The sequence below is a fragment of the Planktotalea sp. genome (assembly GCF_039984035.1).
Classification (GTDB): domain Bacteria; phylum Pseudomonadota; class Alphaproteobacteria; order Rhodobacterales; family Rhodobacteraceae; genus Planktotalea.
Window position 1 is genome coordinate 1 of record NZ_JBDWVM010000078.1, and the last position, 16,174, is coordinate 16,174.

The 16,174-nt window shown below is 52.3% G+C and carries 15 protein-coding genes, 1 tRNA gene and 1 pseudogene; all 17 read right to left on the reverse strand.

Translation table 11 applies throughout. The features are described from left to right. Positions 1 to 818: pseudogene (locus ABJQ89_RS03505) on the reverse strand (DNA-directed RNA polymerase subunit beta'); the annotation flags it as partial. Beyond that, positions 818 to 1,126, reverse strand: coding sequence for a hypothetical protein (locus ABJQ89_RS03510; protein WP_348494885.1), 309 nt, complete (start codon positions 1,124 to 1,126; stop codon positions 818 to 820). The pseudogene ABJQ89_RS03505 and the gene ABJQ89_RS03510, both read right to left, overlap by 1 nt. Further along, positions 1,123 to 5,259: a DNA-directed RNA polymerase subunit beta gene (rpoB, locus tag ABJQ89_RS03515; protein ID WP_348494886.1), complete on the reverse strand. Its 4,137-nt coding sequence runs from the start codon at positions 5,257 to 5,259 to the stop codon at positions 1,123 to 1,125. The genes ABJQ89_RS03510 and rpoB overlap by 4 nt, the downstream gene beginning before the upstream one ends. 557 nt (positions 5,260 to 5,816) lie before the next feature. Then, the gene (gene rplL, locus ABJQ89_RS03520; RefSeq protein ID WP_348494887.1) at positions 5,817 to 6,194 is read right to left on the reverse strand and encodes a 50S ribosomal protein L7/L12; all 378 of its coding nucleotides are present in this window, start codon (positions 6,192 to 6,194) and stop codon (positions 5,817 to 5,819) included. Positions 6,195 to 6,265: 71 nt separating this feature from the next. Continuing rightward, a complete protein-coding gene (gene rplJ / locus ABJQ89_RS03525; RefSeq protein ID WP_348494888.1) occupies positions 6,266 to 6,781 on the reverse strand; it encodes a 50S ribosomal protein L10 in 516 nt (171 codons plus the stop codon). 262 nt (positions 6,782 to 7,043) lie between these two features. Further along, positions 7,044 to 7,742, reverse strand: coding sequence for a 50S ribosomal protein L1 (gene rplA, locus ABJQ89_RS03530; RefSeq protein ID WP_348494889.1), 699 nt, complete (start codon positions 7,740 to 7,742; stop codon positions 7,044 to 7,046). Then, a complete protein-coding gene (gene rplK, locus ABJQ89_RS03535) occupies positions 7,742 to 8,167 on the reverse strand; it encodes a 50S ribosomal protein L11 (protein WP_348494890.1) in 426 nt (141 codons plus the stop codon). The genes rplA and rplK overlap by 1 nt, the downstream gene beginning before the upstream one ends. Before the next feature lie 330 nt (positions 8,168 to 8,497). Continuing rightward, positions 8,498 to 9,667: an OmpA family protein gene (locus tag ABJQ89_RS03540; RefSeq protein ID WP_348494891.1), complete on the reverse strand. Its 1,170-nt coding sequence runs from the start codon at positions 9,665 to 9,667 to the stop codon at positions 8,498 to 8,500. A gap of 251 nt (positions 9,668 to 9,918) precedes the next feature. Further along, the gene (nusG, locus tag ABJQ89_RS03545; protein ID WP_348494892.1) at positions 9,919 to 10,455 is read right to left on the reverse strand and encodes a transcription termination/antitermination protein NusG; all 537 of its coding nucleotides are present in this window, start codon (positions 10,453 to 10,455) and stop codon (positions 9,919 to 9,921) included. A 219-nt stretch (positions 10,456 to 10,674) separates the two neighbouring features. After that, positions 10,675 to 10,872 (reverse strand): preprotein translocase subunit SecE, encoded by a 198-nt coding sequence (secE, locus tag ABJQ89_RS03550; RefSeq protein ID WP_348494898.1) that lies wholly within the window; start codon positions 10,870 to 10,872, stop codon positions 10,675 to 10,677. Positions 10,873 to 11,021: 149 nt separating this feature from the next. Beyond that, positions 11,022 to 11,933 carry a dihydrodipicolinate synthase family protein gene (locus tag ABJQ89_RS03555; RefSeq protein WP_348494899.1) on the reverse strand — a complete coding sequence of 304 codons (912 nt, stop codon included), beginning with the start codon at positions 11,931 to 11,933 and terminating at the stop codon, positions 11,022 to 11,024. Between the two features lie 164 nt (positions 11,934 to 12,097). Further along, positions 12,098 to 12,173 (reverse strand) — tRNA-Trp (locus tag ABJQ89_RS03560). Positions 12,174 to 12,238: 65 nt separating this feature from the next. Next, positions 12,239 to 12,889, reverse strand: coding sequence for a CatB-related O-acetyltransferase (locus ABJQ89_RS03565; RefSeq protein WP_348494893.1), 651 nt, complete (start codon positions 12,887 to 12,889; stop codon positions 12,239 to 12,241). A 14-nt stretch (positions 12,890 to 12,903) separates the two neighbouring features. Further along, entirely contained in the window at positions 12,904 to 13,308 is a 405-nt protein-coding gene (locus ABJQ89_RS03570; RefSeq protein WP_348494894.1) for a GNAT family N-acetyltransferase, read from the reverse strand. Between the two features lie 239 nt (positions 13,309 to 13,547). After that, complete coding sequence (gene tuf, locus ABJQ89_RS03575) at positions 13,548 to 14,723, reverse strand: elongation factor Tu (RefSeq protein WP_348494895.1); 1,176 nt, start codon at positions 14,721 to 14,723, stop codon at positions 13,548 to 13,550. Between the two features lie 110 nt (positions 14,724 to 14,833). Beyond that, complete coding sequence (locus ABJQ89_RS03580) at positions 14,834 to 15,541, reverse strand: hypothetical protein (protein ID WP_348494896.1); 708 nt, start codon at positions 15,539 to 15,541, stop codon at positions 14,834 to 14,836. Positions 15,542 to 15,604: 63 nt separating this feature from the next. Continuing rightward, positions 15,605 to 16,174: DNA gyrase C-terminal beta-propeller domain-containing protein (locus tag ABJQ89_RS03585; protein WP_348494897.1), on the reverse strand; the 570-nt coding region annotated here is incomplete at its 5' end.

Below are 16,174 nucleotides of genomic sequence, written 5' to 3' on the forward strand. Positions count from 1 at the left end.
CGATACAGATCGTTAAGGTCAGACGTCGCGAAACGGCCCCCATCCAACGGCACCAGCGGGCGCAATTCTGGCGGGATCACGGGGATCACGGTCAGAACCATCCATTCCGGGCGGTTGCCGGATTCGAGGAACGATTCAACAACTTTCAGACGTTTGATGATCTTTTTAGGCTTCAGCTCGCCTGTGGCCTCTTTGAGGTCCGCACGCAGCGTTTCGGCTTCTTGTTCCAGATCAATAGCGGCCAGCATTTCGCGGATCGCTTCGGCACCGATGTTGGCGGTGAAGGCGTCCATGCCGTAGGCGTCTTGCGCGTCCATGTATTCTTCTTCGGTCATCATCTGACCGTATTGAAGATCCGTCAGGCCCGGTTCGATCACCACGTAGTTTTCGAAATACAGCACGCGTTCCAGATCGCGCAGCGTCATGTCCAGCATGAGACCAATGCGCGATGGCAGCGATTTCAGGAACCAGATGTGCGCGACAGGGCTGGCCAGTTCGATGTGGCCCATCCGCTCGCGGCGCACCTTTTGCAGCGTGACTTCCACGCCGCATTTCTCGCAGACAACGCCACGATATTTCATACGTTTGTATTTGCCGCAGAGGCATTCGTAGTCTTTGATTGGGCCAAAGATACGCGCGCAGAACAGGCCATCACGCTCGGGCTTGAACGTCCGGTAGTTGATGGTTTCTGGCTTTTTGATCTCACCGAAAGACCAAGACAAGATACGCTCTGGCGAGGCCAGAGACACCTTGATTTCGTCAAACACCTTGGGCGGCGTGAGCGGGTTAAACGGGTTGTTGGTCAGTTCCTGGTTCATCAGGTGTCCTTTCCAGTATCTCGGCAAGTGAACGTGAAGTGCTGTCCAGAGCCGGTAATGGCATATGTGTGATGGAAACCACTCAAGTCGGAGCGTGTTCCGCAAATTGCTGATGCAACCTCATGAGCGTTCCAACCACTCTCGTAGGCTGCGATGCGGCCGGCTGCATCGCCGACTGCATTTATGTCGAGGCTTACCTGAAACTGTGCTGCATTGCCGGAGTACCAACCTGCAACAAACGTCGCTGCGTTCAAAGTCGCTACCGCGAGCATAACAGCCACGAGTTTCAAAGCGCGCCTAAGCGTCACTCATCTTCCTCCGCATCCAGGAGTTCCATATTGAGGCCGAGGCCGCGGACTTCTTTGACCAGAACGTTAAAGCTCTCTGGTACACCAGCCTCGTAGTTGTCTTCGCCTTTGACGATGCTTTCGTAGACCTTCGTACGGCCCGCCACGTCATCCGATTTGACGGTGAGCATTTCCTGAAGCGTGTAGGCTGCGCCATATGCTTCAAGTGCCCAAACTTCCATCTCACCGAAGCGCTGACCACCGAACTGCGCTTTACCGCCCAATGGCTGCTGAGTAACCAGCGAGTATGGACCAGTGGAACGCGCGTGGATTTTGTCATCCACAAGGTGGTGCAGTTTCAGAAGGTACTTGATGCCGACCGTAACAGGGCGCGCGAATTGCTCGCCTGTACGTCCGTCAAACAGAACCGACTGACCGCTTTCAGAGAAGCCCGCACGCTTGAGAGAGTCGTTCACATCAGACTCTTTCGCGCCATCGAAGACTGGCGTTGCAATTGGAACACCGTTTGTGACGTTCTTCGCGCGCTCAAGCAGTTCGTCCTGATCAAGACCTTCAAGGCCCTCAGCATAGACATCATCGCCATAAGCAAGCTGCATCGCTTCACGCACAGGTGTCAGATCGCCGGAGCGACGGTAATCACCAAGTGCATCATCGATGTTCAGACCAAGGCCACGTGCGGCCCAACCCATGTGAGTTTCAAGGATCTGACCAACGTTCATACGCGATGGAACGCCAAGAGGGTTCAAACAGAAGTCAACAGGCGTACCATCGGCAAGGAATGGCATATCTTCCATCGGTACAACCTTGGAAATAACACCTTTGTTGCCGTGACGGCCGGCCATTTTGTCGCCTGGCTGAAGCTTACGCTTCACAGCAACAAAGACTTTGACCATCTTCATAACACCTGGTGGTAGATCGTCGCCGCGGCGTACTTTCTCGACCTTGTCCTCAAAACGGGCATCCAATGTACGCTTTTGTACTTCATACTGCTCGTTCAGGGCTTCAACGATCTGTGCGTCTTGCTCGTCTTTCAGTGCAAGCTGCCACCACTGACCACGTGTCAGTGTTTCAAGCAGCTCTTCTGTGATCTCAGCATTCGGCTTCACGCCTTTTGGACCTTTTACAGCCACTTTACCAAGGATCATGCCTTTGAGACGCGCATAGATGTTGCGATCGAGAATGACGAGTTCGTCATCACGGTCACGCGCGAGGCGCTCAACTTCTTCACGTTCGATCTGTAGCGCACGTTCATCTTTCTCAACGCCGTGACGGTTGAAGACGCGAACTTCTACAACAGTACCAAAGTCACCCGGTTTCACACGCAAGGATGTGTCACGAACGTCAGAGGCTTTCTCACCAAAGATAGCGCGCAGAAGCTTTTCTTCTGGCGTCATCGGGCTTTCGCCCTTCGGTGTGATCTTACCGACCAAGATATCACCCGGCTCTACGTCAGCGCCGATGTAAACGATACCCGCTTCGTCGAGGTTGCGAAGCGCTTCCTCACCAACGTTTGGAATATCACGTGTGATTTCTTCTGGCCCAAGCTTTGTATCACGCGCGGCGACTTCAAATTCTTCGATGTGGATCGAAGTGAAGACGTCATCACGAGAAACGCGCTCAGAAATCAGGATGGAATCTTCGTAGTTGTAGCCGTTCCAAGGCATAAACGCGACGACCACGTTTTTACCCAGAGCCAATTCACCCATATCTGTGGATGGACCGTCAGCAATAACCTCACCCTTCGCAACCGTGTCACCCACTTTCACAAGCGGACGTTGGTTGATTGTGGTGTTTTGGTTAGAGCGCTGGAACTTACGCATGCGGTAGATGTCTACGCCTGCATCGCCAAGCTCAAGATCGTGCGTTGCGCGTACAACGATACGTTGGGCGTCGACTTGGTCGATGATGCCTGCACGTTTCGCCATGATCGCCGCGCCAGAGTCGCGAGCAACAACTTCTTCAATGCCTGTACCCACCAGCGGCGCTTCTGCGCGCAGCAATGGAACGGCCTGACGTTGCATGTTTGATCCCATCAATGCTCGGTTAGCATCGTCGTTCTCAAGGAACGGGATGAGCGAGGCAGCAACAGAGACCAACTGCTTTGGAGACACGTCGATCAGGTCCACGTTTTCGTTCGGGGACAATGTGTAGTCACCGGATTTACGTGTAGAGACCAGATCGTTCACGAACTTCATGTTCTCGTCGAGGTTAGCGTTCGCCTGAGCCACTGTGTGGCGCATTTCCTCGGTCGCGGACATGTAGTGTACTTCGTCGGACACAACGCCGTCGTTCACAACGCGGTATGGTGTTTCGATAAAGCCGTATTTGTTCACACGGGCAAATGTCGCCAGTGAGTTGATCAAACCAATGTTCGGACCTTCCGGCGTTTCAATTGGACACATACGACCGTAGTGCGTCGGGTGAACATCTCGAACTTCAAAGCCCGCACGTTCACGTGTCAAACCACCTGGGCCAAGCGCAGAAAGGCGACGCTTGTGCGTAACCTCTGAAAGCGGGTTGGTTTGGTCCATGAACTGTGACAGCTGCGAAGAGCCGAAGAATTCACGTACCGCAGCAGCCGCTGGTTTCGCGTTGATCAAATCCTGTGGCATGACTGTGTCGATTTCGACAGAAGACATACGCTCTTTGATCGCGCGCTCCATGCGGAGCAGACCAACACGGTATTGGTTTTCCATCAATTCGCCAACGGAGCGAACACGGCGGTTACCAAGGTGGTCAATATCGTCGATATCGCCTTTGCCATCGCGCAGTTCAACGAGCGCTTTGATGCAAGATACAATGTCTTCTTTGCGTAGGGTACGCTGAGTATCCTCCGCATCGAGATCGAGACGCATGTTCATTTTCACACGGCCAACCGCGGAAAGGTCATAGCGCTCGCTATCAAAGAACAATGTGTCAAACAGGTTGCTCGCCGCTTCAACGGTGGGCGGCTCGCCTGGACGCATCACGCGGTAGATATCCATGAGAGCCGTTTCACGGTTCATGTTCTTATCTGCTGCCATCGTGTTACGCATATATGCGCCAACGTTGATGTTATCGATGTCGAGGATAGGCAAATCAGTGATGCCTGCATCGATCAGATCCTTCAAAGAACCACCGATTACGTCACCGTCTTTGTCCATCTCGAGCGTCAACTCGTCACCGGCTTCTGCGTAGATCGCACCAGTTTCTTCGTTGATGATGTCCTTCGCAATGAATTTGCCGACGATTGCATCGTATGGGACCAGCAATTCAGTGACTTCGCCAGCGTCGATCAGCTTCTTAACTGCGCGCGGCGTTACCTTCTTGTTTGCTTCAGCGATGATTTCGCCGGTGCTTGCGTCAACAAGATCATATGTTGGACGTGTGCCGCGTACGCGCTCTGGGAAGAACTTGGTTACCCAACCTTTGTTCTTCTTAAGTTTGTACTCAACGGTGTCGTAATAGGCATCCATGATACCTTCTTGGTCCAGACCAAGAGAATACAGCAGAGTTGTGACAGGCAGCTTACGACGACGGTCGATACGCGCAAAGACAATGTCTTTTGCGTCGAACTCAAAGTCGAGCCATGAACCACGGTATGGGATAATACGGCATGCAAACAACAGCTTACCCGAGCTGTGTGTTTTACCCTTGTCGTGATCGAAGAACACGCCAGGAGAGCGGTGCATCTGGGAAACGATAACGCGCTCGGTGCCGTTCACAACGAACGTACCGTTAGGTGTCATCAAAGGCATGTCGCCCATGAAGACGTCCTGTTCTTTGATGTCTTTTACAGACTTCGCGCCTGTATCTTCATCGATATCAAATACGATCAAACGCAGTGTGACTTTCAGCGGCGCTGAATATGTCATGTCGCGTTGTTGGCACTCTTCCACGTCGTACTTCGGCTTTTCCAGCTCGTAGTTCACGAATTCCAGAATGGAGGTTTCGTTGAAATCTTTGATCGGGAAAACCGATTGGAAAACGCCTTTGATGCCTTCACCGTCCATTGGGATCGGTTCGTCACCTGAGTTCAGGAACAAGTCATAAGAGCTTTTCTGAACCTCGATCAGGTTCGGCATCTCAAGAACTTCGCGAATTTTGCCGTAATATTTACGCAAACGCTTCTGGCCAAGGAAGGATTGAGCCATGGTTGTTATCACCTTTTCAGTTTCTCATCAGGCACATAAACGGTTGGGCGTCCGCTTAGTGCCCTGTCGAGACGACAGAATTAATTTGATCCATTCTCGCTACACGTCCCACAGTGCGGCACTCGATCAAAAGGTCCTGTCTTGGAAAAGCTCTTGTATTCAAGAGGCTTGCCGAGAAAGGAGTGTCGTCGATTGATTTCTAGCTGTGTTTTGCTCTGCATCTTTACCGAAGGGATCAGGACAAAATCACAATGATCAAAACCTCCTTTACGGCAGACAGAAAAGCGGCGTCGAATCAATCGATACCGCAGGAAATTTCCAAATATGCTGTGAAGCGTGCGAACGCAAGGGTCTGCAACAGAAATCGTGCAACAACTCGCCGGTAACGTGGCACACCCCTAAGCGGCGCGTCAAGCGCCCGTGTCCTTGATCGTCGCAACTCGTCCGTATTGAAAAAGAACTGCGCCCTTAATCAGCGCGCCCAGTAAAACACGGCCGGAACAAAAAAACGGCGGCCTATGAAGACCGCCGTTTCCGAATAAACCTGAAAGACAGGATTACTTAACTTCGACTTCCGCGCCAGCTGCTTCCAGCTTGCCCTTAACGTCTTCTGCTTCTTCTTTAGAGACGCCTTCTTTGACAGCTTTGCCGCCAGCTTCAACGAGCTCTTTAGCTTCTTTCAGGCCGAGACCTGTGATCGCGCGAACTTCTTTGATCACGTTGATCTTAGAAGCGCCTGCAGCTTTCAGAATTACGTCGAATTCTGTTTGCTCTTCAGCAGATGCGCCACCAGCGTCGCCGCCAGCTGCAACCATTACTGCGCCGCCAGCTGCTGGCTCGATACCATACTCATCTTTGAGGATAGTTTTCAGTTCTTGTGCTTCGAGAAGTGTAAGACCAACGATCTCTTCAGCAAGTTTTTTCAGATCAGCCATTTTAGACTCTTTCCGTTATTAAGATGTGTTCCAACGTGCGTTTTGTAACCACACGCCAGTCTTCATGTTGTTTAGGCCGCGGCCTTGTCCTCGATAGTGGACAAGATGCCCGCGATGTTGCTTGCAGGTGCGCCAAGTGCACCGGCGATGTTGGAAGCTGGTGCCCCGATGCAGCCAACGATAGAAGCAATAAGCTCGTCGCGGGATGGCATCTTAGACACGGCTGTAACACCGGCACGGTCCAGAGCGTTCTCACCCATTGCGCCACCAAGAATTACGAAATTCTTGTTATCTTTGGCGAAATCTTCGGCCACTTTCGCTGCTGCGACAGGGTCCTCAGAGTAGGTTAGAACGGTCATACCCGAAAGGTGGTCGGCAATGCTTGCGCATGGCTTTCCCTCAAGGGCGATCTTGGCGAGCCTGTTTTTGGCAACACGCACAGAACCACCTGCTTCGCTTGCGCGGGCACGTAGGTCTTGCATCTCAACAACTGTAAGACCGGCGTAGTGGGCTACCACAACGACGCCAGAGCTTTCAAAGATTTGGCCGAGTTCGTCGACCAACTGTTCTTTTTGTGCTCTATCCACAGTTTCACTCCAAATGTGGGGATTATCTCCCCGGCTCAGTTTAGCGTCAGCCTTTCGAATGAAAGACATCAGCGTTCGGGTCCAATAGAGGGTCCCGAGTTGATCGCCCGAGGTACTAAACCTCGAAATTCTCGTCTCGTTCCCCATCTCAGGAAGGAATTATGAAGGTCTCCCCTCACCCTCCGTCTCGGACAGGACGGGGCCAAAGTTTAGCAGCCCCGCCATTAAGTGCGCGTCCCGAAGGGCGCGTCACAAAATTTCTTTATTCTTCAACCGCAGTTGAGACGTCGATGGATACGCTTGGGCCCATTGTAGAAGAGATGTTGATCTTCTTCATGTAGGCACCTTTTGCACCAGATGGACGCGCTTTTGCGACCGCACCGATGAAGGCTTTGACGTTTTCAACCAGCTTGGCTTCGTCGAAAGACGCTTTACCAACACCAGCATGAACAACACCAGCTTTTTCAGCTTTGAACTGAACTTCGCCGCCTTTAGCCGCTTTAACAGCTGCTTCAACGTCCATTGTCACTGTGCCAACTTTTGGGTTTGGCATCAGGTTGCGTGGGCCAAGTACTTTACCCAAACGACCAACAACAGGCATCATGTCAGGTGTCGCGATGCAACGATCGAATTCGATCTTACCGCCCTGAACGATTTCCATCAGGTCTTCTGCACCAACGATGTCTGCGCCAGCTGCTTGAGCTTCTTCAGCTTTCGGGCCGCGAGCAAAGACAGCAACGCGAACGTTTTTGCCTGTGCCGTTTGGCAGACCGATAACGCCACGAACCATTTGGTCCGCATGACGTGGGTCAACGCCCAATGCCATAGCGATGTCGATTGTTTCGTCGAATTTTGCAGATGCGTTGCCTTTTACAAGAGCAACAGCTGCTTCAACTGTAAGGTTTTCTTGACCTTCGAATGCCGCACGCGCTGCGGTGAAACGCTTACCAAATTTAGCCATTACTTCACCTCAATGCCCATAGAACGGGCAGAGCCCAGAATAATTTGCATCGCCGCTTCTTCGTCGTTTGCGTTCAGGTCTTTCATTTTCGCCGCAGCGATTTCACGAACCTGAGCAACAGTCACGGAGCCAACGATCTCACGACCTGGCAGTTTTGCGCCGGATGAAAGCTTTGCTGCTTTCTTCAGGAAGTAGGACGCTGGTGGCGTCTTGATGTCCATGGAGAAGGACTTGTCCTGATAATATGTAATCACGGTTGGGCAAGGAGCGCCTGGCTCCAAGTCAGCTGTCTTAGCGTTGAACGCTTTACAGAATTCCATGATGTTGATGCCGCGTTGACCCAATGCTGGACCTACGGGCGGGGATGGGTTTGCTTTACCTGCAGGAACCTGCAGTTTCATCGTGCCAGCGAGCTTCTTAGCCATGTGGCCTCTCCTATTACAACGTCCCTTGGGTCGCGACCCTCAGAACTTGGCGTTGATGTGGTCCGGATTGCAAAGCGCGCTCTGCTCCCCTCCCACACGAAAGACCGTCCTTTAACAGACGGTTGAGCGCGTCGCGTACACCCGAACGGGTCGCTATTCAAGACTCTTTCGACTCTGATTTGGTGCATTTTGGGGCGCAGGCCTGAAATACACCCTAATCGGATGTGGGTGCATACCTTCAAAACACAGCGCCTGAAACGAAAAATGCGGGCTAATTGCCCGCATTCTAAGAGTTTTCTCAAGATTTTTGCCCGTTAGAGGGCAAATCCATCAATCGATGATGACATCAAAATCGATACGGCTGCCATTGTTCTCAGCCGTCGCCTTGGAACGGGAAGGAGCCGCGATAATGATCTTGCCCGAATCGATGCCCTTGCTGACCAACATTGCCATCATCGTTTGTGCACGAAGACGACCAGTACCCGGCGTTTCACCTGTACGTTTAGGATCAGAGTGCTGACCAATCACGCGAAGACGCGCATTTGGGCAATTAGAGGCCATTTCAGCGAGACGGAGCGCTTGGTTCACCTCATCCTGCTTGGCCGCTACAGAACGCGGGCGGTAGAAGATCTTCGTCGCAAGAATTTCGCGCTGCAGGTCTTTCACGCAAGACGCAGAGGCCCATTCGCTCGGGCTCAATTGAGAACGCTTCGCTGCGCGCGCGCTGTCTGTCTCAACAACAACAAACTCAACGCGACGATCGTAGTGTGCAGGCGACAGCGGACCAGTCACATTAGACGGGCGAGAACTTCCAAGCCCTTCCGCCAAGAAGTTACGCGTATCGAGGCCGGAAGCACCTAGACGCTGGATAATGTGCTGGGCACGCTCTTTGCTCAAACGCAGGTTAACTGCTGGATTACCTGATGGATCAGAGTGACCTTCAACGATCACTTGGACGCCATCACAATCCTGAAGCAATGTGCCAATCAAACGCGCTTGCTCCATGCCGAGCTCATCCTCGGTCAACCCACCTGCTGGGAAATAGACACGTGCTTGCTCTGCAAGCGAACGCAAATCGCCGACACAAGCGTTATGTGCATCGAGGTTCGCTTGAGCATTCGCAAAGAACTCAATGGCGCTTTCAGTATCTTGTGTAACTGGCGCGACCGTTGGCGTCGGTTCAACAACTGCCACGACCGGCTCAGGTTGGCGGGTTTGCAAAACTGCTTGGCCCAGCTCTTCTGCTTGTTCAGGATTAAGAACCTGCAAGGATGTTTCCGTGACATTGCCTAAGCGTGTCACCACATCTTGTTGGTTCGCGGCGAAATCTACTGGCTGCGAAGGCGCAGTTTGCGTCGCTGCTACACTATAAGGTAGCTGCTCCGTTTGTTGCGCGGCGGTTTCATCAGATGAACGATCAAAATAGCCTGATGCCGCGAAGACTAACGCAGCCGAAGGTGCAGCCCACGGCAAATGGGTTTTCAGAAGCTGAACAATCATGTTTCCCCCAAGGATTTATGCGCGGCTTTGACAGATACCGCTTTATGTTGTGCTCGTACCTACAAAATCGCCTGATTTAGGGGGCTCCGTCAACAACTGATTCGAGGAAACTCGACAAAAAGGGCTCAATACTTCAGCAGAGTGCGCTTTTTTTGATGCAACCAGGTACGTATAGCCGCCAATCAACAAAAAAACGCGCCGAGAGCTGGTCTCGGCACGTTTTAAGCAATCTTTAGATACTGGAAAACAGGTTAGCTGACCTGCTTTGTCACCTGCATAAATTCGAGTTCAACCGGTGTTTCACGGCCAAAGATGGATACAGTCACTTTCAAGCGCTGGTTCTCATCGTCGACTTCCTCGACCATTCCGTCAAAGTCTTCAAACGGACCATCATTCACCTTCACGCGCTCACCCACTTCGAAGTGGATCAATGTACGCGGCGCTTCTTCACCCTCAGCGACACGGCCAAGGATCGCCTGCACTTCTGCATCACGCATCGGCATAGGACGCCCTTGCGGACCAAGGAAGCCGGTCACGCGGTTGATGGAGCTGATCAAGTGATACCCTTGGTCTGACATTTCCATGCGAACCAGAACGTAGCCAGGCATGAAACGACGTTCAGACGTCACTTTCTTACCGCGACGTACTTCGATCACTTCTTCGGTCGGAACCAATACTTCTTCGATCTCGTTCTCAAGACCATTCTCAAGAGCTGAAGTTCTGATTTGTTCTGCAATCTTCTTTTCGAAGTTAGAAAGAACACTTACCGAATACCAACGCTTCGCCATCAGCCCATTATCCTTGTCTGAACCATTTGGTTCGAATTATCTCATTTACCCTTGGCCTGTCTGTCAGTTCTCACCAGCAGTCAAACAACGATTGGCACAAGGTTTGATTCTCGATGCGCCAATTGGGGGAAGTCTGTGCGCAATACCCCCGCCGCGATAGCAATTCAAGGGCTTGCAATTAAAATCACCCCAAGCTGCAGGGGCAATTCACAGGCTCGGTTAACCGAACATTCCCAAAATGCTCGTCAATCCAGAACGGATGATCAAATCGATCAACGCAAAGAAAACAGCTGTGAGCGCAGCCATGATAAAGACCATGACTGTGGTCAACATCACTTCACGGCGTGTCGGCCAAACAACTTTGGAGACTTCGGAGCGAACTTGCTGAACATATTGAAGCGGGTTGGTGCGAGCCATCATCGGTCTTTCATCATACGAGGTTAGAGTGCCACATACGCTTTGATCGCTGTGGTTTCAAGATGGGTTTACAGGAGTACAGAAATCCGTGCTGTTTGGTCCACAAAAATTGCAAGGAGCGCTCGAGATCTGAGGCACCTGTCACCCTGCTATTTTCCCCATTTCAAAACCAAGGGATCGAGTGGAGCAATAAGACTTATCAAACGCTCGCGGATTTTAGGGTCCAGCAGTGGAATTGGGTGGCGACAAAACTCGGACTTTATCACACCGCCTTCGACCATCGCCGCTTTACAAGACTGCCACCCGCATTGTCGATTTTCATGATTAATCGCCATTGCGACGCGCCCGTAAGCCTCTGTTGCGGCCTCAATACGACCAGCCGAATAATGCGAAATTACAGGTTTGATCTGATCCACGATCATACCGGAAGTCATTGACCCCGTCGCGCCTGCATCAAGATCCGCTAAAAGCGTGATCCCCTCTTCCCCGTCGAAGGGCGCTTCAATCGCCTCGCCTCCTTGTTGGATCAAGGCGCGTATCTTATTCGCAGCCCTTGGACATTCGATCTTAAAAAGCTTCACCATCTCAAGTTCTTGAGCCATTTGAACCAAGAGAGGTACAGGGAGCTCCACACCAGACAGCGGCGCATCTTGCACCATGATCGGTATGCCAACTTCATTCACAGCTTGAAATTGCTCAAACGTTTGCTGCACGGTGCCTTTCAAGAGCGCCCCGTGATAGGGCGGCATCATCATCACAATATCAGCGCCGAGGCTTTTTGCGAAGCGCGCGCGCTCGACCGCAATCTGCGTCGCAAAATGGCTAACGGTCACGATGACGGGAACGCGCCCTGCAATGTGCTCTATCGACAACCTTGTCAGAATTTCACGCTCTTCGTCAGAGATCAAAAACTGCTCAGAGAAATTTGCAAGAACGCAAATCCCATCTGCGCCTTGATCCACCAAACAATCGAGAACTCTCTTCATCCCAGCTAAATCAAGCGTGCCATCCGAATGAAACGGTGTAGGCGCAACGGGCCAAATACCCTGATATTTATTGATCACTTGGAAAGTCTCCTGAGAGAAAGGCTTCAAATCCCGAGCGATACTAACCCTTAAATCAGAATAACAAAGAAGAAATAGTTCAACCTAACGCATGTCTTGCGAACCACTGCGGCTCGGCCGAAGCCGCGCTACATCGTCGGAACGAACATGTGTTGGATGATTGGCAGGGGCTGAGGGACTCGAACCCACGACCCTCGGTTTTGGAGACCGATGCTCTACCAACTGAGCTAAACCCCTAAAGCCACGGCACGTTTACGGCGCGCGCTTATCCTTTGCAAGAGGCAAATGCCATTATTCCAAAGCTATTGCGCAACCTGTTCCAATGCGTCGATATCTGCACCGCAGATCTCAGTTTCGTGACGCAAAATTTTATCAATCGGCCAGTCCCACCACGATATGCGCTTGAGCCGCGAAATCTGTTGATCGCTAAACCGTTGGCGAACTTTCTGCGCAGGGTTGCCGACCACGATATGATAATCTGGTATGTCACCTGCAACGACGGCCCCTGCCCCAACGATGACCCCGTCCCCCAAGGTAGCGCCCGGTAGAATCGTTGCGCCCGCGCCAATCCAGCAATCATGTCCGACGATCGTGTCACGCCCACCTTCTGGGATTGAAGGGCGCCCTTGCAGGGGCCCGTCATCGAAAATCGCAAAAGGATAGCTGGAAATTCCATCATAGCGATGATTGGCTGAAGCGGTGATGAATTGCACGCCGTTTGCTATTTGGCAAAACTTTCCGATCTTCAGCTTTTCCGGTGAAGAGTCGTAGAGATAAGGCGCTAAATGCGCGGCCCAATCTTCGGGAGGTTGATGCGCAGAAGCATATGTATAAGCGCCAACCTCAAATCGCGCATGCTGCACGGCCGCTGCAAGAAAAACAGTTCCTTGATGCGAGGTGCCGTCTGGCAATCGAACCGGGTTTCGTGTCGTCGGTGCAGGGTATTTAGTCATTCTTTACGCAAACCCTATTTTAATCGAAAGGCGATTTCGGTTTCACCACTCAAGTTCAAATCGTTCAACGCCCCGATCTTCCAAGCTCCTACTTTGTCGAGAAGCGTTTGCATCGCGATATTGCTTTGTTCGGTCGTCGTGAAAAGCCGAGTATAGCGTTCATCCTGTTGCGCATTGAGGAGCAATGCCGAACCGACACCTGTTCGTCGATAGACAGACCCGACGCATAAAGACGTCAAGCATGGCCATCCAAGAAAACAAGACGGGTCAACGCGCGCATACCCTGTGATGTTTTGATCTGCTGCTTCTGCAACTGTCAGTAACCCAGATTGCAAATCAAGGCGCCGATCTCCCAAGAATTCATCCATCTCTTGAATTAACGGGAAATCATCAAATCTTGCAGGGCGCAGGTTTATCATACCCTATTTGCCAACTTTTCAAGAGTGAGAGCAACATCGAAATGTAGTGTGCGTGGTATCACGCACCTTACGCGGTTTGGGCTCTGTAAAAGAAAAGCGGCACCCAGATTGCTCTGGATGCCGCCTTATCTTTTAGCACTGCCCTCTCCCAGATTGGAGAGATGTGGGGCCTTGCAGTTTTTAGCGCGCTAAAAACAAGCTTCTCCCCACCGGTTTACGTCCGCGAAGCGGTCGTAAACTTACTCAGTGATCGAGGACACAACGCCCGCGCCAACTGTACGGCCGCCTTCGCGGATCGCGAAGCGCAAGCCTTGCTCCATCGCGATTGGTGCGATCAGCTCAACGTTGAACTTCAAGTTGTCGCCTGGCATCACCATTTCTGTACCCGCTGGCAGCTCAACTGTGCCCGTAACGTCTGTTGTACGGAAGTAGAACTGTGGACGGTAGTTCGCGAAGAATGGTGTGTGACGACCGCCTTCTTCTTTTGTCAGAATGTAGGCTTCTGCTTCGAACTTTGTGTGTGGTGCAACGGACTTAGGCGCGCACAAGATCTGGCCACGCTCAACGCCATCACGGTCGATACCACGCAGAAGTGCGCCAACGTTGTCGCCTGCTTCACCGCGATCAAGCAGCTTGCGGAACATTTCAACACCAGTACATGTCGTTTTGGACGTGTCGCGGATACCAACGATTTCGATTTCGTCGCCAACGTTCAGAACGCCGCGCTCGATACGACCTGTTACAACTGTACCACGGCCAGAGATCGAGAACACGTCTTCGATTGGCATCAGGAACGGCTGGTCAACAGCACGCGCTGGCGTTGGGATGTACTCATCAACAGCTGCCAAAAGCTTCGCGATGGACTCTTTGCCGATTTCGTCGTCACGGTCTTCCAGAGCCGCCAGCGCAGAGCCTGCAACAACAGGGATATCGTCGCCTGGATACTCGTAAGAGGACAGAAGCTCACGGATTTCCATTTCAACCAATTCGAGCAACTCTTCGTCGTCGACTTGGTCAACTTTGTTCATGTAAACAACCATGTACGGGATGCCAACCTGACGGCCGAGCAGGATGTGCTCACGCGTCTGTGGCATTGGGCCGTCTGCTGCGTTCACAACCAAGATCGCGCCGTCCATTTGCGCCGCGCCTGTGATCATGTTTTTCACGTAGTCCGCGTGACCTGGGCAGTCAACGTGCGCGTAGTGGCGTGTCTCTGTTTCGTACTCAACGTGCGCTGTAGAGATCGTGATACCACGTGCTTTTTCTTCCGGCGCGCCATCGATTTCGTCATACGCTTGGAAATCACCGAATTGCTTCGTGATCGCCGCTGTCAATGTCGTCTTGCCGTGGTCAACGTGGCCGATTGTACCGATGTTGACGTGCGGTTTCGTGCGTTCAAACTTTTCCTTAGCCATCTTGGCGCCTCATAGATTGGGGGGTCCCCAGCGGACCCAAATTTCTCTGCCGCGCACATATTGGCTTCGCGCGCAAAAATCAAGCGTCAGTTACATAGTGCTGTCGCAGTTTATTCGACAACCGCTTCCGCAGCCTCGGTTGCCGTTTCCACAGCCTCATCTACCACTTCGGTCGCAGCTTCGGTTTCTGCAGTCGGGACGGCGGTTTCCTCAGCCTCTGTCACTGCGACCTCAGTCGCGGCAGCAGCTTCTTCTGCTTGCGCCTTTGCCGTTTCTGGACGGCGCTTAAACCATTGTTCGGAGCGATGCTGGCGAGTGATCCAGCGCTGAATGAGCTTTGCGCCGTTTTCAGCCAACGTCGCCATCTGCTCATCTGCTGTTTTTGTGAGCCCTGAGCCGACGATGGTATCGCCATCAAGCGATTCGAGCACAGTAATTTGCTCTGGTTCTGAATTCAGTTTCTTACCGGCCGCATCGTCCCAAACTGTCAGCTTCAAAATGAGGACTGATTTCGGTGACAAGACAACTGGCAAACCTGGTTGTGCGAGAACATATCCCTCAAGCGAAAGACCAAAGTGATAAAGTTGATCGCCATCATAACGTGCAAAGCGATCATCGATGGCCTTTTCCATCGCGGCAATCCATTCCTCTTTTGAGGCTTCGCGAGACGCAGGTCCTTTCACCAGATTAGGTGCTACAACGATGTTGTGACCCAAGGCAAATTCACCAATTGGAGATGGTGTTGCGGACAAATCGTTGATGTCTTCGCAGGCACTTAGCCCCAAGAGCAGGACAAGTAAGGCACAGAATCGGTACATGGATTAACCCCTTTAGCAGCCGCGCCGTGCTACCGCAGCGCAGCCCTAAGATCAATCACAGCGTCAGGTAAATCGATTATCACGTGGGAAACCGCGCGGCGCCATGCGACCCGTTCCAGCGCGCTTACCTTGCCATTCGCTCAATTCTGTTTCGGTGCGCGTACGCCCCGCAGGATCAAGCCAGGACAGACCCTCGCTCAGCGTAAAGGTGGTGACATCAGACATGCCCCCGTCCTTATACTTCTGCAAACGTACGCCTTTGCCACGTCCCATTTCGGGCAGTTCCTCAAGCGCAAAGACCAACACCTTACGGTTCTCGCCAACCACTGCAACGCTATCTCCGCTCACAGGCTTACAGGTGAGCGCGCGTGTTTCGCCGCGCACGTTCAAGACTTGTTTCCCAGAACGGGTCTGCGCGACGACGTCGTCTTCGGGCACGATGAAGCCATCCCCTGCAGAGGATGCAACAACGAGTTTGCGGCCCGGTTTATGGATGAACAGATCGACGATCTCCGCCTCGTTCGGTAAATCAACCATCAATCTAAGCGGCTCGCCCATTCCACGCCCGCCGGGCAAATTGGCGGCGGATACAGTATAGAACCGCCCGTTTGAGCCAAATACAAGCAAGCGATC

Coding starts and splice junctions, on each gene's coding strand:
- rpoB (WP_348494886.1), bottom strand. CDS start 5,259: ATGGCTCAATCCTTCCTTGGCCAGAAGCGTTTGCGTAAATATTACGGC.
- rplL (WP_348494887.1), bottom strand. CDS start 6,194: ATGGCTGATCTGAAAAAACTTGCTGAAGAGATCGTTGGTCTTACACTT.
- rplA (WP_348494889.1), bottom strand. CDS start 7,742: ATGGCTAAATTTGGTAAGCGTTTCACCGCAGCGCGTGCGGCATTCGAA.
- rplK (WP_348494890.1), bottom strand. CDS start 8,167: ATGGCTAAGAAGCTCGCTGGCACGATGAAACTGCAGGTTCCTGCAGGT.
- ABJQ89_RS03540 (WP_348494891.1), bottom strand. CDS start 9,667: ATGATTGTTCAGCTTCTGAAAACCCATTTGCCGTGGGCTGCACCTTCG.
- nusG (WP_348494892.1), bottom strand. CDS start 10,455: ATGGCGAAGCGTTGGTATTCGGTAAGTGTTCTTTCTAACTTCGAAAAG.
- secE (WP_348494898.1), bottom strand. CDS start 10,872: ATGGCTCGCACCAACCCGCTTCAATATGTTCAGCAAGTTCGCTCCGAA.
- ABJQ89_RS03565 (WP_348494893.1), bottom strand. CDS start 12,889: ATGACTAAATACCCTGCACCGACGACACGAAACCCGGTTCGATTGCCA.
- ABJQ89_RS03570 (WP_348494894.1), bottom strand. CDS start 13,308: ATGATAAACCTGCGCCCTGCAAGATTTGATGATTTCCCGTTAATTCAA.
- tuf (WP_348494895.1), bottom strand. CDS start 14,723: ATGGCTAAGGAAAAGTTTGAACGCACGAAACCGCACGTCAACATCGGT.
- ABJQ89_RS03580 (WP_348494896.1), bottom strand. CDS start 15,541: ATGTACCGATTCTGTGCCTTACTTGTCCTGCTCTTGGGGCTAAGTGCC.